20 protein-coding genes are annotated in these 19885 nt (G+C 35.1%); 10 read left to right on the forward strand and 10 right to left on the reverse strand.

Translation table 11 applies throughout. The features are described from left to right. Positions 1 to 261 precede the first annotated feature (261 nt). Positions 262 to 462, forward strand: a complete 201-nt coding sequence (locus tag ACFO7M_RS11030) for a hypothetical protein (protein ID WP_379715919.1) — start codon at positions 262 to 264, stop codon at positions 460 to 462. Between the two features lie 5 nt (positions 463 to 467). Here the strand turns inward: ACFO7M_RS11030 and ACFO7M_RS11035 are convergent, their stop codons facing one another. Further along, a complete protein-coding gene (locus ACFO7M_RS11035; RefSeq protein WP_379715922.1) occupies positions 468 to 2201 on the reverse strand; it encodes a helix-turn-helix domain-containing protein in 1734 nt (577 codons plus the stop codon). A 155-nt stretch (positions 2202 to 2356) separates the two neighbouring features. Here ACFO7M_RS11035 and ACFO7M_RS11040 point away from each other — a divergent pair, with 155 nt between their 5' ends. Continuing rightward, complete coding sequence (locus ACFO7M_RS11040) at positions 2357 to 3082, forward strand: SAM-dependent methyltransferase (protein WP_379715925.1); 726 nt, start codon at positions 2357 to 2359, stop codon at positions 3080 to 3082. Here ACFO7M_RS11040 and ACFO7M_RS11045 read toward each other — a convergent pair. From ACFO7M_RS11045 to dapF, 5 genes are all read right to left on the reverse strand, one after another. After that, positions 3079 to 3723 (reverse strand): peptidoglycan-binding protein LysM, encoded by a 645-nt coding sequence (locus ACFO7M_RS11045; protein ID WP_379715928.1) that lies wholly within the window; start codon positions 3721 to 3723, stop codon positions 3079 to 3081. The two genes, ACFO7M_RS11040 and ACFO7M_RS11045, sit on opposite strands and share 4 nt — an antisense overlap. Positions 3724 to 3840: 117 nt before the next feature. Next, entirely contained in the window at positions 3841 to 4752 is a 912-nt protein-coding gene (locus tag ACFO7M_RS11050) for a DUF2279 domain-containing protein (protein WP_379735665.1), read from the reverse strand. Next, positions 4753 to 5778: an endolytic transglycosylase MltG gene (gene mltG, locus ACFO7M_RS11055; RefSeq protein ID WP_379735666.1), complete on the reverse strand. Its 1026-nt coding sequence runs from the start codon at positions 5776 to 5778 to the stop codon at positions 4753 to 4755. It lies immediately after the preceding gene. Positions 5779 to 5789: 11 nt separating this feature from the next. After that, entirely contained in the window at positions 5790 to 6323 is a 534-nt protein-coding gene (locus ACFO7M_RS11060) for a GNAT family N-acetyltransferase (RefSeq protein WP_379735668.1), read from the reverse strand. A 44-nt stretch (positions 6324 to 6367) separates the two neighbouring features. Then, the gene (gene dapF / locus ACFO7M_RS11065) at positions 6368 to 7153 is read right to left on the reverse strand and encodes a diaminopimelate epimerase (RefSeq protein ID WP_379735670.1); all 786 of its coding nucleotides are present in this window, start codon (positions 7151 to 7153) and stop codon (positions 6368 to 6370) included. Positions 7154 to 7379: 226 nt separating this feature from the next. Here dapF and ACFO7M_RS11070 point away from each other — a divergent pair, with 226 nt between their 5' ends. From ACFO7M_RS11070 to ACFO7M_RS11080, 3 genes are all read left to right on the forward strand, one after another. Further along, positions 7380 to 8774 carry a Do family serine endopeptidase gene (locus ACFO7M_RS11070; RefSeq protein ID WP_379715944.1) on the forward strand — a complete coding sequence of 465 codons (1395 nt, stop codon included), beginning with the start codon at positions 7380 to 7382 and terminating at the stop codon, positions 8772 to 8774. Between the two features lie 142 nt (positions 8775 to 8916). After that, positions 8917 to 10365: a glyceraldehyde-3-phosphate dehydrogenase gene (locus ACFO7M_RS11075; RefSeq protein WP_379715947.1), complete on the forward strand. Its 1449-nt coding sequence runs from the start codon at positions 8917 to 8919 to the stop codon at positions 10363 to 10365. Positions 10366 to 10488: 123 nt separating this feature from the next. Next, positions 10489 to 10821: a YegP family protein gene (locus ACFO7M_RS11080; protein ID WP_379735672.1), complete on the forward strand. Its 333-nt coding sequence runs from the start codon at positions 10489 to 10491 to the stop codon at positions 10819 to 10821. Positions 10822 to 10882: 61 nt separating this feature from the next. On the opposite strand, the gene ACFO7M_RS11085 is transcribed toward ACFO7M_RS11080, so the two are convergent. Further along, positions 10883 to 12073: an NlpC/P60 family protein gene (locus ACFO7M_RS11085; protein ID WP_379735674.1), complete on the reverse strand. Its 1191-nt coding sequence runs from the start codon at positions 12071 to 12073 to the stop codon at positions 10883 to 10885. A gap of 211 nt (positions 12074 to 12284) precedes the next feature. Here ACFO7M_RS11085 and ACFO7M_RS11090 point away from each other — a divergent pair, with 211 nt between their 5' ends. The 5 genes from ACFO7M_RS11090 (at position 12285) to ACFO7M_RS11110 (ending at position 15237) form a co-directional block, all read left to right on the forward strand. Further along, the gene (locus ACFO7M_RS11090) at positions 12285 to 13097 is read left to right on the forward strand and encodes an SMP-30/gluconolactonase/LRE family protein (RefSeq protein WP_379735676.1); all 813 of its coding nucleotides are present in this window, start codon (positions 12285 to 12287) and stop codon (positions 13095 to 13097) included. Positions 13098 to 13099: 2 nt separating this feature from the next. Continuing rightward, positions 13100 to 13342, forward strand: a complete 243-nt coding sequence (locus ACFO7M_RS11095; RefSeq protein ID WP_379735678.1) for a hypothetical protein — start codon at positions 13100 to 13102, stop codon at positions 13340 to 13342. A 56-nt stretch (positions 13343 to 13398) separates the two neighbouring features. Next, a complete protein-coding gene (locus ACFO7M_RS11100) occupies positions 13399 to 13755 on the forward strand; it encodes an iron chaperone (RefSeq protein WP_379715961.1) in 357 nt (118 codons plus the stop codon). A 106-nt stretch (positions 13756 to 13861) separates the two neighbouring features. Next, positions 13862 to 14737 (forward strand): TolB family protein, encoded by an 876-nt coding sequence (locus ACFO7M_RS11105; protein ID WP_379735680.1) that lies wholly within the window; start codon positions 13862 to 13864, stop codon positions 14735 to 14737. Continuing rightward, positions 14737 to 15237, forward strand: coding sequence for a 2'-5' RNA ligase family protein (locus ACFO7M_RS11110; protein WP_379715967.1), 501 nt, complete (start codon positions 14737 to 14739; stop codon positions 15235 to 15237). The genes ACFO7M_RS11105 and ACFO7M_RS11110 overlap by 1 nt, the downstream gene beginning before the upstream one ends. Before the next feature lie 47 nt (positions 15238 to 15284). On the opposite strand, the gene ACFO7M_RS11115 is transcribed toward ACFO7M_RS11110, so the two are convergent. The 3 genes from ACFO7M_RS11115 to ACFO7M_RS11125 all read right to left on the reverse strand — a co-directional run bounded on the left by ACFO7M_RS11115 (position 15285) and on the right by ACFO7M_RS11125 (position 19829). Then, the gene (locus ACFO7M_RS11115; RefSeq protein WP_379735682.1) at positions 15285 to 17549 is read right to left on the reverse strand and encodes an aconitate hydratase; all 2265 of its coding nucleotides are present in this window, start codon (positions 17547 to 17549) and stop codon (positions 15285 to 15287) included. Positions 17550 to 18024: 475 nt separating this feature from the next. Next, positions 18025 to 18741 (reverse strand): SIMPL domain-containing protein, encoded by a 717-nt coding sequence (locus tag ACFO7M_RS11120; protein ID WP_379735684.1) that lies wholly within the window; start codon positions 18739 to 18741, stop codon positions 18025 to 18027. Positions 18742 to 18980: 239 nt separating this feature from the next. Then, the gene (locus ACFO7M_RS11125; protein ID WP_379715976.1) at positions 18981 to 19829 is read right to left on the reverse strand and encodes a metallophosphoesterase family protein; all 849 of its coding nucleotides are present in this window, start codon (positions 19827 to 19829) and stop codon (positions 18981 to 18983) included. Positions 19830 to 19885 lie beyond the last annotated feature (56 nt).

Genomic DNA, 19885 nt, shown 5'->3' on the forward strand with positions numbered 1-19885 from the left:
TTTTTTCTCGGTTAGAAAAATTCTCGAGTTATTTTGGCAAAGATTTGGAGAATTCAGACAGAAAAAAAACACATACTAGGACAATTTATTAATTATAGCTACGACATTTTATAAATTATCGAAATGATTTAAAAATATAACGCATTGATTTTAAACTAATTACAAAAACACTTTCTCTTACTCCATTTAAAAATCAAAAAAACAACAAATCAATTTTATTAAAGTTTACATTTGCCTAAAATCAATACCAAATAAAGTTTTATGAAAAACAATAAATTAAATTTAGAAGATTTTAAAGCAAATCAATTAGTAAAAAAACAACTACTGTCTATCGCAGGTGGTGGAGGTGAAGACTGGGTGTATGATCCTAGAACAAACACTTTAAATTACATTTATTTGACTGGTCCAAATAATGGTGGCTCAGGGAGTGGTGATGGTGATGGAAAAATTAATACTCCATAAATTGCCTAAGAATCTATATTTTTAGCAAACTGAACAGGCGTAACACCTGTTCTTTTGCTAAAAGATTTCGTAAATGAGGAAGCGTTCTTAAAACCAACACTTTCAGCTATCGCTTGAGTAGAATATTTACGATAGATTGGATTTGCAATCATCTGACTAATTACATAATTTATTTTAAGTTCGTTTGTATACTCACTAAAAGTTTTTTCAAAATTTTTATTAATTACATAAGACAAATAAGTGGTGTTTGTTTTAATTTTTTTAGCCACATACTGAAGTGTATAACCTTCTTTAAGGTATTCTAATTTTTCTTCTAGTATTTTTAATTTTTCAACAATCTCTTTTTCTTTTGTTTCATCTAGTATTAGAATACTAGAATTGTTCGACAAATCATTTCTACCCGAATTATTATCAATTAGTGTATGATTCTCTTTTTCGACATCTTCAATCTCTCTTTTTCTAAACTCCTCAATCAATAATTTTACTTTTTTATTGGCCTTATTTTTATTGATATAATTTTTTATAAAGAAAAACAGTACAATTACAATAGTGAGAAAAACCAACATATATCTCAATATTCTTTCATTTCTAAGATCTTCTTTCAAAGTCACCATCTCTTTTTCTAAATTATCAGTACTTATCAGAGCGTTTACTTTAAGGGTTTCTTCATTTAATTCTGACCTATGCTCCTTGAAATTACTCAAATACAATTTCGAATACTTCAAAGCACTATCGTAGTCTTTATTTGCCGCATAAATTTTGGCCTGAAAATAATTGGAATGAACAAATTCCACTATGTTCATTTTAGTGTTTTGATAAATAGAATCTACTTTTTTAAAACACAATAAAGCTTCATCATACTTCTTTTGTTGGTAATATACCCTTCCTAATCCATAATTGACCAAGCAGTTTTCATACCCTAAATCTTTTGTTTCAACTAATAATTTTTTGTAATTTTTTTCAGCTTTATTTATATCTCTCTTTAACAAATAAGCAAGCGCAATATTTATTTCAGCATTTAATTTAGTTCCTTTAATATACTCAGAAAAAATGACGGTTTTATTATAGTAATAGATCGCCGAATCTAAATAAATCTTTCTATTTTGATTGAATAAAAAAAGGTCTTTATAACAATTCCCTAAATTCAAATTAATTTGACTCTTGGCTTGATAAAATTTATCTACATCATACAAATATTCTATTTTATCTGTTATTCTATCTGATTCCTTAGAAGCCTGTATAGATAATTTAAGATTTCCAATTTCCTTATTAACAATAGCTATATTATTATTAAACTTAACAACTTGCATAAAATCATCCACTTTTCTAGACAATTTTTGACCCTGCTGATAATATTCTAAAGCCTTACTAAGATGTCCTCTTTTCCATTCTGCTAAGCCCCCATAAGACAAAAGATAGGAATGATGCTTTGTTTTTTCAATGCTATTAGGAACTTTATCCAAGTAAATCAATGATTTCTTATATAACTGTTTTGAAGTAACACTATCTCCTTTTAATTGAAATAGATAAGACTTAATTCCATAGGCAAATGATTTATGCAAATTGTTATCCGATTTTTCAATTTTGCTTGCATAGATAAAGGAACTATCCTTATTCGAATTAATCAATAATCGAGCTTTATCATGCAGTCTTTGATATTCAGCATCACTTAAGTTTATATTTTGAGAAAAACCTGTGATTGAAAAAAATGAAAAACAAAAAAGGAATAAAAACTTCATATAAATTGATTTTGGAAGGGTCAAAACTAAAAAATAAAAAATGTAATTTCTATTAAAATTGAGGTTTGTTATCATAAAAGAGAATTCTGAATCGTAATATCTATTATTTAGATTCGTTTATTTTATCTTTGTTTAAAATTAAAAGCGATTAACCAATGAAACCCATTACATTTTTAGGCAAATTATATTTAATCCCAACCACTTTGGGCGAAATGAACCCTGAAGATGTTTTACCACAGACCATCAAAAGAAGTATTGACTTTATTGACCACTATATTGTTGAAAACGAAAAGACTGCGCGTCGTTTTATCAAAAGCGTTCATCCTGAAAAAAAACAACCCGATTTAAAGATTTCTGTACTCAACAAACATACAGAAACACATGAATATCAAGAATTCATCAAACCTCTTTTAGGCGGACAAAACATTGGCTTAATGAGTGAAGCAGGTTGCCCTGGCGTTGCTGATCCAGGAGCAGTGATCGTCAAATTAGCGCATGAAAAAGGAATTCAGGTTGTTCCATTGGTTGGCCCAAGTTCAATCCTATTAGCTGTAATGGCTTCAGGAATGAATGGTCAAAGTTTTGCTTTCAATGGTTATTTACCAATAGATAAAGGAGAAAAAAAATCAGCATTGAAAAATTTCGAAAAACTATCTTTCGACAAAAATCAATCCCAGTTATTTATTGAAACCCCTTATAGAAATAACAAATTATTGGAAGATCTTTTGACTACACTACAACCCAATACCAATCTTTGTATTGCTTGTGACATAACACTTCCAACAGAATACATCAAAACTTTGGCTGTAAAAGACTGGAAAAAACAAAAGGTCGATTTACATAACCGACCTTGCATTTTCATCATTCACAAAAACTACTAATATACGTAGTTATTTGCTTTTGCTTTTTTATTCGCCTCAATAAAACTGGTATCATAACCAGCGAATTCTTTTAAATATTCCGCAACGGAAGTTCCAAAACCGTCAACAAATTTCTTACGTCCTCCTGAACGTAAAAATCGTTTCACAGAACCTGGACCACCCAAGTGCGCTGCTGCTAAAATGCCCGACTCAGTAATAGGTATACCTTCAATTACTCGTCCCGAATATTTTGCAATCTCCTTGCGTAATTCCCACTTATTTCGTGCTAAATACGCAATAAAGGCCTTTTCCTGAAGCTTTCTGCTTTTTAGAAAAGTTTTTTCATCATCGATTCCCAACGATTCAAGCGTCTGAGAACCAAATTGATATTTCCCAAGATAACCAAAACTATTTACTTTATGATATTTCCCTTGGGATTCACGGGCAGCTAAACTTTGTTGAAAACCAACAAAGGTTTTTCCTGTGAAAGGAATATCAAAAAATGTTTGATCAACTTCTACTTCTGTAGGTACTGTGTAGGTAATTTCCTTTTCAAATACATGAAACCAAGGAAATAATTCAGATTGGAATGGTCTAAAACCAGAACTTAATGTGATGATTGAGGCAAATAATCCAAAATAGAATATTTGTTTTTTTGTCATATAATTAATTTTCTTCTAACTAAGAACACTGAAGTTTTTTCAGAAATTTCTATCATTGCCAGAAAATTTACAGCGACAAAGTTAACACCTAAATACTTAATAACGTGTTAATTTCGTCTAAAAATATAAACAGTCAAAGTTAACAACTCCGTTAGCGCCAAGTTTTACAGTTGGTGCGGGGATTTTGATTGTGTTAATAACTGAGAAAAAAGTTTTTAAAAAGTGTGATTTTGTTTCGATTTTTGATAAATCCGCATCAAAACTAAGGTAAAATTCCCGATTTCTTTTTATGTAAGGCAAATCTGAACCCGAATTTACGAATTCATCACCGGTAATCATTCCGTTTCCTCCATATCCTACAGCAATATTGAACCATTTCGGCAACTTTGAGCCTTTAAAAAAGGAATGCAAATTTACCGATAACCAATAGGTTTGGCCATTGTAATCTTTCAAGAGTTGCTCGTTAAACGATTCTCCCAAAGCATCGGGTCTGACTTCAGCATATTTTGTGGTATGAAACGAGAATTTTGGCATTATTCTTTGTTCCTTCCATAGTAACTCTTGCGAAACATACAATCCGGTTCCTGAAATATTCGCAATGATATCTCCTGATGATGCACCCCATTTTTGCGAAAACCCATCAAAAACCTCAACGGTAGTCAAAAAACCCAGACTCAGAACAGAACCATAAACCAACTGCTTGTTTTTAGGCAAACCAGCCCAGTTCATAGTTTCACAACCAAAACGATTCAAATGATAAGCAGAATAAAAATGTCCCACTTTATCCATTTGCAACCATTCCGAATTGTCATTAATAAAATGAAACTTACTTTGCGGATAATCCTTATACCACAACTGACTTAAACCTACTAAAGCTCCTGTTGCCAGTCCAATTTCAGCATACAGCACCGCTTTCTTCCTACCGATATTAAGCGAATCGGATGGTGCTAAAAAAGAATCGATTCCGGATTGTGGAAATACCGGAATCGAGATTAATATAAACAGTATGTATCGTAAAAATTTCAACAACTACTGAATTCCTAATTTACTAACCCATTCAGCATACTTTCTAGCATTCTTCATATGCTCTTCATAAGAGGCCGTAAAATCATGATAGCCAAAACGCTCCACACTTGCACAGAAATAAATATAATTGTGCTTTTCAGGGTTTAAAACTGCATCAACCGCCGAAATATCAGGCATAGCTATTGGCCCAGGAGGCAATCCCGTATGTATATATGTATTATAAGGCGAATCTACTCTAAGCATATCTCCCTTTACACGTTTGATTACTAAATCTAAATCATTTGCTTTACGTCGCATAGCAAATATAATTGTAGGATCAGCCTGTAATGGCATCTCTGTCTTCAAACGATTCAAATAAACTCCCGCCACTCTAGGGCGTTCATCTGCTTTTACCGTTTCCTTATGAACCACCGCTGCCAAGGTAATCACTTCTACCGGAGTCATTCCTAATGCCTTCGCTTTAGCTTTTCTTTCATCTGTCCAGAAATCATTGTATTCATTCAGCATTTTATCTCTGAATTTTTCCGCTGAAGTATTCCATTTGAATTGGTATGTATTTGGAATAAACATCCCTAAAACAGTCTCTTCGTTAAATCCGTTTTTAGCCATAAAAGTCGGATCTTTAATTGCTCTCATCAAACTCAAACTGTCCGCTTCGATTTGTGACGACACTCTTGATACTAATTTTTCAAGACTCTCCTGATTATTAAAAGCCAAATCCAAAGGTTGATTATGACGTAAAGCTGAAACCAAGCCTAAACTTCCGGTTCCTCTTTTAAATAAAAATCGACCAGGAAACACATTTTGATCGTACGATCTTAGTTTTGCCACCATTTTAAAACCATTCACATCTTTAACATAAGGATCAATAATTTTCAAAACATCCTCATAAGTTGAACCTGTCGGCACAAAAACATACTGCTCCTCTTTGTCAAATTTAGTATTAGAGGCGAAAAAGTTCATATATAAATAACCCGCAACAGCGATTGCTACGACTGTAAGTACGATTAAAATCTTCTTTTTATTCAAAATGGTAAAATTTAAAAATTGGTATTGATTAATTGGAATAGTTCTTCATCATGAAATTTACCGTTATGGTAAATCCAGTCTTTTTTTATTCCTATTCTTTGGAATCCAAAATTAGCAAAAAGCTTCAAACTGGCTTCATTATGAGAAGCAATATTTGCATATAACTGATGTAAATTCAATTTTGAAAATGCGTAGGCAATCAACAGCTTTAGCGACTCATTACCGACACCTTGATGGCGTTCCTCAGGATTAGCCACAATAATCCCCACTCCTGCTCTTTTGTTTTGCGGATCATAATCAAACAGATCGATCAAACCAATTGCTTTGTCGTTTTCATTTTTACAAATAGCCAATCGCAATTGTTTTGCCTCATAGATATCTTGATGTGCATTTTCCAGATACTGACGAATCAAAAACCGGGAATAGGGCGTTTGTGTATTACTCACTTCCCAAATAGTCTCATCATTCTCCAACCTGTAAACAAACTCCAAATCTTCCGGTTCGAGTGCTCTCAAATAAATAGTTTCACCTTTTAATGTAATCATTGAAATAATCGAACGTATTAGATTGTTAAACGGTAAAAAATAAACTATTCTACCGAAATTGTACCTGAAAACACGAATTTAGCCGGTCCTTTCAGAAACACCTGAGTAAAGAAACCGTTTTTTTCATGAAAAGAAACCTCTAATTCACCACCTTCCACACGAAGCTGAATTACCGAACTGTGAGTTTTACCGATTGACTTCATTGCTATAGCAACTGCTGTAGCTCCTGTCCCACAGGAAAGTGTCTCATCTTCAACCCCTCTTTCGTAGGTTCTCAGCGCAAATTTATTTTCATCGGTCTGCGTTACAAAGTTCACGTTACTACCAGCTTGCCCATACAACTCACCGTACCGAATTTTAGAACCCTCGTTTCTAACATCGAAAATATGCAAATCTTCCACCAATTGTACATGATGAGGCGAACCCGTATTTAAAAAAATATGATTCTCATGTTGCTGCACCTCATCAACATCTTTCATTTGTAATGAAACAATATCATGCTCGTCAATGGTAGCATGATGCAAACCGTCCACCGCAATAAAAGTAGTCGAACTTTCAATAACCCCTAATTTTTTAGCAAATGCAACAAGACAACGTCCACCGTTTCCACACATCGAACTTTGGTTACCATCAGAATTATAGTATACCATTTTAAAATCGGACGATTCGTCGTTTTCCAAAAGCATTAATCCATCTGCACCAATACCGAAACGTCTATCGCATAAGAACTTGATCAATTGGGTATCATTTTTTGGGAATGTTTCTTGGCGATTATCCAAAATAACGAAATCATTTCCTGTTCCTTGGTATTTATAAAATGTATAGTTCATTGTAACGATTAACTAGTGAAAGAGACCTGATCGAATCAAGCTACCATGTAGCGCGAAGAACAGGAAACCAAATATGAATAGTAGCAAAAATGCTGAGCTTCAAAAATACAAAAATACAAATATTAATGATACGTTAAAGAGTGTTAAACGAGCGTTAAACCTATTGACATAAAATAAGAAAATTATATTTTTACGTTATAAAATTTTAAACAAACAATTACAGATTATGAAAAGATTTGGAAGTTTATTTCTGGTTTCATTATTGAGTGGAGCCACTACTTTAGGAGCTTACAAATTATTTATTGACAATGATGCTCCAAAATCAGGATTGGCTATTGCTTCAGAAAGCTATGCCAGAAATGTAGGCCTTGGAGGCGAAGCAGTTGATTTCACAGCTGCGGCAGATAATGCCATTCATACCGTGGTCCACGTTAAAAACGTAACCGTATACAATGTACCCAACAATCCATTGATGGAATTCTTTTATGGTTATCAAGGTGGCGGAACAACACCACAAAAGCAGATCGGAACCGGTTCTGGAGTAATTATTAGTGAAGACGGTTATATCGTAACCAATAATCACGTGGTAAAAGACGCCACAGAATTAGAAGTTACTTTAAACAACAACAAAACTTACAAAGCCAAATTGGTAGGAACCGACAGCAAAATGGACATCGCTTTGATTAAAGTAGAAGCTACTGAAAAATTGCCTTATACCACTTTTGGAAATTCTGACAATATTAAAGTTGGCGAATGGGTACTAGCAGTTGGAAATCCTTACAATTTAACTTCAACGGTAACTGCAGGAATCGTTTCGGCCAAAGCCAGAGACTTATCCAACAACGGGATTCAGTCGTTTATTCAAACCGATGCAGCTGTAAATCCTGGAAACAGTGGTGGTGCATTAGTTAACACACGCGGAGAGCTTATTGGAATCAATACTATGATTTCTTCACCAACCGGAAGCTATACCGGCTATTCGTTTGCCGTTCCATCGAATATAACCCGTAAAATTGTCGAAGACTTGATGCAATTTGGCAATGTGCAAAGAGGTGTTTTAGGCGTTGAAGGTGGCGAATTGAACGATGCAGCTTCTAAAGAATTCGGTGTAAAAGAAACGCAAGGGTTTTACATCAATAAAGTATACAAAAACTCTGGTGCTGAAAAAGGCGGATTGAAAAAAGGCGATGTAATTGTTCAATTGGACAACCAAAAAATTAAAGGTTTTGCTGATTTAACATCATACATCAACACTAAACGCCCGAATGACCAAGTACAAGTAGGTATTTTAAGAGGTGATGACAAAATGAGTTTACCAATCAAATTAACCAAAAAAGAACTGGTAAATTATGAATACAACGGTTTTGAACTTGAAGACATTGATGCTGCCGACAAAAAACGTTTCCGCTTGAACAATGGTGTTAAAATCAAAGATGTAACCAATGAAAAATTCATGGAATACCGTAATGAATTAATTGGAAGTATCATTTTAAGCATTGACGGAGTAAAAATCACTTCGATGGAACAAGCTTCAAAAACATTGAATTCAAAATCAGGCGCAGATAAATTTAGAATTGAAATATTGACTCAAAACGGAGAACAAGTACGCATGTTATTATAAAATTGGTTATGTACTTAATTTCTTTAAACCTCGGTTCACGCCGAGGTTTTTTTATTTCTAAAATATCCGTTAAAAAATTTTACGAAAACGTTTGAAATAGCTACTTTTGCCGCAGTAAAAAACAAAAAACATTTTCATAAAAATGAGCAACACAGCAGTTTACGAAAAAGAATTGGCTTTCCAAGCAGACAGAAGAAAGGCAGCGGTAGAGTTTATAAAAATCGTCAGCGATTTATGGTATGACAAATCGATCGAAATGGTTCTTTTCAGAAACCAATTGATCGACAGAAGCGTAAGTGATATCATGAATTTACATGAATACGCTGGTGAATTCGTTCAAAAACCGATCAATGTATTTGATTCTGTTGAAATCCTTAGAGCCATCAACAATTTAGACTTACCTCCTTCACGTTTGGATATTGGTAAATTAACGTACGAATACCACCTTGAAGACAACAAATACAATGATGCAACTGCATTCGTAATTGACAAATTAAAAGACGCCAAAAACACACACGAAATCAAACCTAAAGATGTCGTTTTATACGGTTTTGGTCGTATCGGACGTTTATTAGCGCGAGAAATGATGTCTAAAATTGGAAAAGGACAACAATTACGTCTTCGCGCAATTGTAACCAGAGATAAAAATGATGCTGTTTTATTAGAAAAAAGAGCTTCTTTATTACGTTATGACTCAGTACATGGTGATTTTGAAGGTTCAGTTCAAGCGGATGTTGAAAACAACGCTCTAATTATTAACGGAACAACGGTTCACATCATTACTGCAAACGGTCCTGAAGAAATCGATTATACACAATACGGCATCAACGACGCATTGGTAATTGACAACACAGGTGCTTTTACAACTGAAGAAGCCTTAAGCAGACACTTGACTTCTAAAGGAGTTGAAAAAGTATTATTAACTGCACCAGGTAAAGGAGTTCCGAATATTGTGTACGGTGTAAACCACGAGGACTACAATCCGGAAGAAGTTAAAATTTACTCTGCCGCTTCTTGTACAACGAATGCTATCACTCCGGTTTTAGCTGCAATTGAAGAAACTTTAGGCGTAAACAAAGGACACATCGAAACAATTCACGCGTATACAAATGACCAGAATTTAGTAGACAACATGCACAAAAAATACCGTCGTGGTCGTTCTGCTGCATTGAACATGGTTATTACTGAAACTGGAGCTGGAAGTGCTGTAGCTAAAGCTTTACCTAGCTTAACAGGTAAATTAACTTCAAATGCAATTCGTGTTCCTGTTCCAAATGGTTCATTGGTAGTATTAAATCTTGAAGTGAATAAAACGACTTCTGTAGAAGATTTGAACAACATCATGAAAAAATACGCTTTAGAAGGTAAATTGGTAGAACAAATCAAATATTCATTGAACAACGAGTTAGTTTCTTCTGATATCGTTGGAACTTCTGCACCATCAATTTTCGATAGCAATGCAACAATTGTATCTGCTGACGGTAAAAATGTAGTAATGTATGTATGGTATGATAATGAATACGGATACAGCCACCAAGTAATTCGTTTGGCAAAATATATTGCACAAGTAAGACGTTATACGTACTATTAATAGATATTGAATATCACCCAAGTAAAAAATCCGCTCTCATTTTTGAAGCGGATTTTTTTTTCATAGTATTTTAAAAAACAGTATCTTTCTTAAAATAAATCAAAAACTTAAAACAATTCATTTATGGGAAAATTTGTAATCTCTAAGAGAACAAACGGTGAGTTTCAGTTTAATTTAAAAGCCGGTAATGGTCAAGTCATTCTTACGAGTGAAGGCTATTCTGCTAAAGCAGGCTGTGAAAATGGCATTGAGTCCGTTAGAAAAAACGCTCAAGACGAATCCAACTTTGATAAAAAAACAGCTGCTAATGGAAAATTTCATTTTAATTTAAAAGCAGGCAACGGTCAGATTATTGGTTCAAGTCAGATGTATGAAGCGGAAGCAGGGAGAGACAACGGTATCAAATCGGTACAAGAAAACGCTCCTTCAGCTACTATTGAAGACGAAACCGTTTAATAAATAAACAAAAAAAACCGTCCTTAATCAGGACGGTTTTTTTTATCTTATCTAGTATTAATTATTGTAAAACACGATTGACTTGTACAAATCTTTTTGCATAGTAGGGTTCTTTTATTGAAGAGATAATAACACCCGAACTTGTCGATGAATGAATGAATTTAATATCATCCTCAACCACTTCCGTTACCATTCCAACATGACTAACACGTCCGCTTCCCATGGTAGCAAAGAAGATTAAGTCTCCTTTTTGAGCCTGTTCACGATCGATACGTACACCTGCATTTTGCGCCATATCACGAGAAGAACGCGGTAAAGTCATTTCAATATTCTTGAATGTTGCAAACATCAAACCTGAACAGTCGAATCCAGCAGATGTAGTACCACCACTTCTGTAACGTGTTCCGATATTTTCTGAAGCTTTTGCAATTAAAAAATCAGCTTTCATACTAGCATCCGCAGATAATGGCAAAACAACTACAGGAACATTTTCAGTAGTTGCCACATCCTGATTATTCTCCATAACCACAACAGGAGAAGTTGTATTTTCTTCGACAACTTCTTTCTTCAACTCTCCTTTAATGATTAAAACATCACCAACGTGCAATCCGTTTTTAACATGAGGATTTCGCAGTTCTAAATCGGCAATAGAAATTCCGTAACGTTTTGAAATACCATATTTGGTTTCTTTGGTAAGCACAGTGTGTGCTATATTCTCGTCCGCAACAACTGGTATTTCAACCTTAGGCTTCGTATCTTCAATTTTCTCTACTGATGGTTTTGATTCGGCTACAACTTCAACTTTTGGCGAAGTGATGATAGTATTCTGACTTTCAAAAATTGCATCAGATACTGGAATTTTCAGTTTCATTCCTATCGCTAACCCTTCATTTCCAATAGCACTATTATTTTCTTTAATAGCTTCAATACTCACTTTGTATTTTTTGGAAATTCCATACAATGTTTCTTTTGGCAGTACTTCGTGAGTAATTATTTTAGAAGTTGTTTCGGTTTTAGCCATTGCAGTTTCAACTGTAGTGGCATTTTTAGCAGGAATCCACAAAACCGATTTCAAGGCTAAAACACTCCCTTTTGCTTTTGGATTCAATTGGTAGATATCCGCCAATTTCACGTCGTATTTTTTGGCAATACTATACACTGATTCTCCGCCAGCCACGATATGTTTAATTTTCTCTTGAGAAAATCCTGACATCGTGAATAAAAGCAGCAACAATAAATAATACCTCACCATAAATTTTTTTTTTTGGTTTCGCAAGATAGCGTTAAAGAACCAAACGAAAAAACCTTCACTTTATTTTAGCATTTCTTTAAGATTTTAAGAAAGTCGAAAAACTATAGGCAAACAAAGTAATTTCTTAATAAAAAGTTGATAACTTGTTCATCGCTATGTTGTTAATTGAAAAATTAGTAATTTAATTGCAGTAAACTAATTAACGATCAAAATGAAACACCTTTACCTTTTTCTTTCCGCCTTTTTTATGATTTCAATTGACGGAAACGCACAAAAACTGGAACTTCCTGAAAGCGCAACTTTCCACCTTCCCACCAATTCATTCTATATTTCGAATGTAAGAAGCAAGAATATCATCAAACAAAACGCCAAAGGAACTCAAACGGTATTTGCTCATATCGACGCTCAATGCCTAGGCGTTACCATTTATAAAAACACATTGTATGTTGTTGCCGATGATCAAATATTAGGATTTGACTTAACCTCCAAAAAACAAGTTTTCTCGATCACAATAGACGAAGCAAAACAATTGAACGACATTACAGCCGATGAAAAAGGGATTTTATATGTATCCGACAAAGGCGACAACAACATTTACAAGATAGAAACCAAAGAGAAAAAATTCAGTAAACTTTTAAAACAAAATACTATCAAAGCACCAAACGGATTGTATTATGACAAAACAGCTAAAGTTCTTTTGGTTTGCAATACTACTGACAACAGCAGCATTTTTAGCGTTAACACTAATGATGGTGAAGTAATTTCACAATTTGCCACTAATTATAGTAATTTTGATGGTTTGGCAGTCGATAATTTAGGCAATATGTATGTCACTAGTTGGTCCAAAGACTGGAAAAAGAGTAAATTATTACAGTTTGGTAAAATGGCAAAACAACCAAAAGTACTACTATCCAACAACAAAGGGATGTCCGACTTGGATTTCAGCACAGCCTTGAATAAACTAATAATGGTCAATTCTTTTGAAGGCACCATCAAAGCACAATCTCCAAAACTTATTAAATAATCATGAAAAAACTGACTTTCTTATTCTTAGTTACACTTTTAGTGAGTTGCAATTCGGCAAAAACGAGCAATGGACTTATCCAGGATTGTCCTGATGAAAAAATTGTGAATAATATGCCTACGGTAGGTGGAACTAATGAAGTCAAAGAATATTACATCTATAAAGGAAAACGTAAAGAAATAAAAGATTTTGATGCTAAATGGGTAGCCCAAAACTGCACCGTTAAAACAGCTGAAGTCTATTAAAATGATAATGTAAATCCGCCAGAAAAATTCGAGCGGATTTATTTTTTTTAATACCAATGGAAAACAAAAAGTACCAAACCGTTCAAGAATACATCAATGACTTTCCTGCAGAAGTCAGTGAAATTCTCAATGCTATTCGGAAAACTATTCAAGAAGTTGCTCCTCACGCTACTGAAGTCATCAGCTACAACATGCCGGCATTTAAGACGAAGAAAGTATTGGTTTATTATGCCGCCTTCAAAAAGCATATTGGTTTTTATGCCTTACCATCCGGAAACGAAGCTTTTCAAAAAGAACTTTCCCAATACAAAACAGGAAAAGGTTCTATCCAGTTTCCTTTAGACCAAGAAATACCTCTAGAACTGATTCAAAAAATGGTTACTTTCAGAATTCAAGAAGTGGAAGCAAACTAAAACACAATTTTTTCACAAAATACTTATAACAAACTGTTAATTGAATCTGTTCGCCAAATCATTCTCTCTACATTTGAAAGCATCAATAAAAAACAACTTTCAAACCATGAAAAACCTTTTAACTGTGTTTGGTATTCTCTTCTCGATGTATGCTAATGCACAAAATGAACCTCAAAAATTCGAACCCTATATTATCTCAGACGGAGGTGTATTTGGTCTAACCATTTCTCCGGATTCTCAAACTGCCCTTTGGGTAAAATCGAAAGGAAAAAGAGATACGCTAATCATTATGGAGTCTCATAAAAGAAATGGGAAATGGATGAAACCGGTTGTAGCCTCTTTCTCAAGTCCGAACGGAAGCTGGAAAGACATCGATCCCGTTTTTAGCCCGGATGGCAAAACGGTGCTTTTTCAATCTACCAGAAGTGTAGAAAACCATCCTGACCGAAAAGGTTTCGATATTTGGGCGGTTAAAAAACTAAAAAACGGCTGGAGCGCGCCTTATCATTTAGGCAATACCATCAATACCGACGCCTCCGAATCATTTGCATCGATGACCAAAAGCGGTAACATCTATTTTATGAAAGACAATGAGACCCAAAAAGGCAATTCTGATATTTGGGTTTCCCGTTTGGTCAAAGGCGAATACCAAAAACCGGTAAATTTAGGCAGCCCCATTAATACGGACGAAAGAGAATCGAATCCGTATATTTCACCTAACGAAGATTATATTATTTATTTTTCAACCAATCCAAAAGGTAATGGAGAAATTGACCTTTACATTAGTTTTAACCGAAAAGGCAAATGGAGCGAGCCGGTTAATTTAGGTCAACCGATTAACTCCGAATTGGCCGAATTTTGTCCTTTTGTGCATCAAAAAGAAAAGAAACTTTATTTTGCACGCCAAAAGAAAATGGAAAATGGAACATTTACTGAAGATTTATTTTCTGTAGATTTTGACCCTAAACAATACAAAAAATAATGACTGATAAAAGACAGCAACTCACTTTATTTGTTCCTGAAGCTTTTTCAGGAACAATTGAGTTAGTTCGGTCGCAATTCAATCCGATACAACACCAACTTATTGCCGCTCACGTCACGTTATGTCGCGAAGATGAAATAACCGATATTGAAACTATCCTCCACAATCTTCAAAAGGAAAGCTTAGCAGAAATAACGATTCACTTCGACGATATAATCCGATTTCAAGAAGGAAAAGGCGCTCTATTACCCGCGTTCCACGCAGATGAATCCTTCCAAAAATTAAGACAACTAATTCTCGCTGGAAGTATTGAGCAACCTAGAAATCATGAAGCACACATCACATTGATGCATCCTAGAAATGCAACTTGTACTGACGAAATTTTCGAAGAACTCCAAAATTTGGAATTCCCTAAAAGCATAACCTTCCATGAAATTTGTCTCATAGAACAAGAAATCGGAAAAGAATGGAAAATCTTGGAACGATTTCCTTTACAATAAAAAACTCCCGCCATAAGCAGGAGTTTTTTTATAATTCAATTTTTGTTTTATGCTTTACCAGCCGCAATCAAGTTCAGTGCAGAACCAGCCACAAACCAGCCAATCTGGCTTTCGTTATACGTATGATTTGCTAGAATCACATCTTTTGAACCATCAGCGTGAACGAATTCCAAGGTTAATGGTTTTCCCGGTGCAAAATCGGTTAAATCTAAGAAATTGATCGTATCGTCTTCTTTGATTTTATCATAATCCGCTTCGTTAGCAAACGTCAACGCCAGCATTCCTTGTTTTTTCAGGTTGGTTTCATGAATGCGGGCAAATGATTTCACCAATACCGCTTTCACGCCTAAGAAACGAGGTTCCATGGCCGCATGCTCGCGAGATGAACCTTCCCCATAGTTATGATCACCCACTACAATTGAAGGCACACCAGCCGCTTTATACGCTCTTTGCACTTTCGGCACCTCATCATAAGCACCTGTCAATTGATTTTTTACCGAATTCGCTTTGTTATTGAAGGCATTTTCGGCACCAATCAACATATTATTAGAAATATTATCCAAATGTCCACGGTAACGCAACCACGGTCCCGCCATCGAAATATGATCGGTGGTACATTTACCAAAGGCTTTAATCAACAACTTCGCTCCGGTAATATTTTTACCATCCCAAGCATCAAATGGCGCTAGTAACTGTAAACGATCTGAAGTGGGCGACACCAATACTTCTACCGATGAACCATCAGCAGCCGGCGGTTGGAAACCCGGATCTTCCACTTCGAAACCTTTGGTTGGCAATTCATCGCCTTTTGGTGGATTCAATTTTACTTCCTGACCACTATCGCTCAACAATGTATCTGTCAACGGATTGAAATCCAAACGTCCCGAAATTGCAATGGCAGCCACCATTTCCGGTGAGGTTACAAAGGCGTGAGTATTGGGATTTCCGTCGGCTCTTTTCGAGAAATTACGGTTGAAAGAGTGAATAATCGTATTTTTTTCTTGCTTGTCGGCTCCTGCTCTATCCCACTGCCCGATACACGGTCCGCAGGCATTGGTAAACACTTTGGTTCCCATTTTTTCGAAGGTCGCAATAATACCGTCTCTTTCGATGGTATAACGGATTTGCTCCGAACCCGGATTGATACCGAATTCTGCTTTTGGCGTGATACCATGTGCTACGGCTTGCTCCACGATAGAAGCTGCTCTCGACATATCTTCGTACGAAGAATTGGTACACGAACCGATTAATCCCCATTCCACTTTGATGGGCCAACCGTTCGCTTCTGCTTCCGCTTTCATTTTAGAAACCGGAGTTCCGCGGTCGGGTGTGAATGGTCCGTTGATGTGCGGTTCCAATTCGGATAAGTTGATTTCAATTAATTGATCGAAATACTGTGCCGGATTGGCATATACCTCAGCATCGGCAGTTAAGTACGAAGCCACTTTATCGGCTGCATTAACCACATCCTGACGACCGGTTGCTGCTAAATATCTTCTCATGGAATCGTCGTAACCGAAAGTTGATGTGGTCGCACCAATTTCGGCACCCATATTACAAATGGTTCCTTTTCCGGTACACGACATCGACTCGGCACCTTCACCGAAATATTCTACGATTGCTCCTGTTCCTCCTTTTACAGTCAGAATATCCGCTACTTTTAAGATTACGTCTTTAGGCGCTGTCCAACCGTTTAATTTACCGGTTAGTTTCACACCAATCAGTTTCGGAAATTTCAACTCCCACGACATACCTGACATGACATCTACCGCATCGGCACCACCCACACCAATGGCCAGCATACCCAATCCACCAGCGTTTACCGTGTGCGAATCGGTACCAATCATCATTCCGCCAGGGAAAGCATAATTTTCCAATACAATTTGGTGGATAATTCCGGAACCCGGTTTCCAGAAACCAATGCCGTATTTATTGGACACCGACGACAAGAAATCGAACACTTCTTTGGATTGTTTGTTGGCAAACGCCAAATCCTCGGCTGCACCGTTTTTCGCTTGAATTAAGTGGTCGCAATGCACTGTAGTAGGCACAGCCACGGTCTTCTTACCCGCATGCATGAACTGCAGCAATGCCATTTGTGCCGTAGCATCTTGACATGCCACACGATCCGGAGCAAAATCGACGTAGTCTTTACCTCTTGTGAAAGCTTGAGAAGGCGTTCCTTCCCAAAGATGGGAATATAAAATCTTTTCAGAAAGCGTGAGTGGACGCCCCACCAGCTCACGTGCTTTATCCACACGAGAAGCCATAGTAGCGTACACTTTTTCAATCATTTCAATATCAAAAGCCATAATTCTAAGTTTTTATTTTTTGCTAGTTGTTTATAACCCTACAAGTTACAAAAAAATAAAACAGTAATAAAAAAAAGCCCGAGTTATTAGCTCGGGCTTTGGTGTTATGTTGAATAGATTTATAATCCATTTTAATTCGTCAAACAAAATGATTGTTGCATTAGAAATGCTAAGTCAGGTCTCGATAGCTATCGGGATTGCGGAACAAACCCATCTTAAGACTTCGCAGAGCTGGGGACGACCTTTTATTTTTCTTACCAAAAAAATTTTGTGATATTTTTTTTGTGATAATTTATTTTATCACACTTTTTTTATCACATGCTTTCTATAACTGATAAAAGTTGAGAGAGAGAATTAAAAGGATTGAAGATTCAGTTCCTCATGTTACGCAAAGCCCGTAAATCGAAAATTCGACGTAGTCAGTCTTTGTGAAGCAAAAGAAACTCAATCAATCTATTACCTTTACAAAATCCTATTACTCTAAAATTTCAGTGTAAATAGTAACCGAAACTGGATATTTAATTAATTCTCCGCTGGAAGACACACCTCTACCTCCCATCCCTTTTCCAAATGTCTCGAATTGATATGAATTTATCCTATTTGAGGCGTCATCATTTGGACTATTATTTGATACTATATATAAAATTTTACCTAATTTCACATTAGCCACATTAGCAATTCTATTGGTTGTTTCTATAGCATCTTGAATGGCTAACTCTTGTGACTTTTTAATCAAATCTTGAGAGTCTGTATTGAAATAAGAAATTCGCTGAATTTTATTGAACTTGGTTTTTAATAGATCTTCTGTAAAATCTTGCATTTTATTCAAATCTTTAAGCGTAAATACATTTTTTTGAGAAGACTCAAAACCTACAAACACTTCTTTATTAAGTTTTTCATTCCATCTCGTTGATTTATTTGTAGAAATTAAACTTGTTTTAATGTCTTGTTTGTCTACTACATAATTTGAAATTATCTTTAAAACCTCATCAGCCGTTTTTTGATTTTCATTCACTGCTTCTCGCAACGTTGGTTTTAAATGTTCCAAACTAATCGTAATTTCTGCTGCATTTGGGAAAGCACTCACCATTCCCATTCCAACTGCGTTTATTTTAGGCTTATTATTTTGCTCTTCTTGAGAAAAACAAAATTGATTGACAAGAATCAGTACTAATACAATTTTTTTTATCATATGTAATAATTTAATAAAGTTGAGTCTACAATACTTGACTCGTTATGAAACTATGAAAAACTCACGCTTGCAAATGTATAAAAAAGCTGCTCTTAATACTCGGTAGAAATGGGAGTTTGAAAAGTAACATCATAAGTAAATTTTCTCAATTGATATAAAAAAACTTTTTATCATAAAAAGTCTTTCCATATCATTTTTAATATAGCTTTCTAGGCAAAGACTGATTTATCCGTAAATATTTATTGCGTTTTCCATGTGTATTTTGTCAATTTATTTGTCAATTTCTGATCAACCACCTCAACACTCAAAACTCCATCTTCCTTTGTCAAAATTATCATAACACCATTTTCCAAAATCCCACTTTGATTAAATTCCAATTCTTTTATTTTTATGGATTGTGTTATTCCATTACAATCTATTTCCTGAGTAAATGGTTCTCCAGTATGTCCATAAAAATGATAATGAAAAATTACATTGTTCAACACTTCTCTAATTTCAGTCATCCCATAATCAGTTTGACCACCACCTGCTTTATCGTGCGTAATTAAAACATCGAAAGTTTCTTTCGTTTTGAGTAATTTATTCACTTCTTTTCTTTCATAATCTTGAATAAATCGCTTCTCGCTTCTTCCTTTTCTATCTCCAATTCTTCCAATCCCTACAAAAGTTAACACTTCATTCCCTAGTTGTAATTCTTGTCTTAAACCCGATTTACAGACAAAAACTCTTCCATAAGCATCTATTGGAAATATATTACTTTGACAATTTTCCTTTTCCAAAGTATCTAAAAAAACATGATCTTCATGATTTCCTCGTACACAAATCATATCAACATTTAGGGTATCTAAAAACAACTTGATGCTTTGATTTTCTTTTGTAAAATCGTCATAAAACCCCAACTCATCTCTATCATATTGCGCATGCTTAATTGTAGCTTTGTCCAAATTATCAATATCTGGATAAGCGCCAATATCGCCACATTGTAAAATTAAATCAATCTTTTTTCCAGTTTCTTTCTGGAACAAATCAACTAACTTAAACGGTAATAATATTTTACCGTGTATGTCTGAAAAAACAGCAATTCTCATTGTTTATATCCGTCTGTATAAATTCTCTTAATCTAAAAAAAAGCCCTTTTACAAGC

This window comes from Flavobacterium sp. GCM10023249 (assembly GCF_042653365.1).
Taxonomy (GTDB): domain Bacteria; phylum Bacteroidota; class Bacteroidia; order Flavobacteriales; family Flavobacteriaceae; genus Flavobacterium.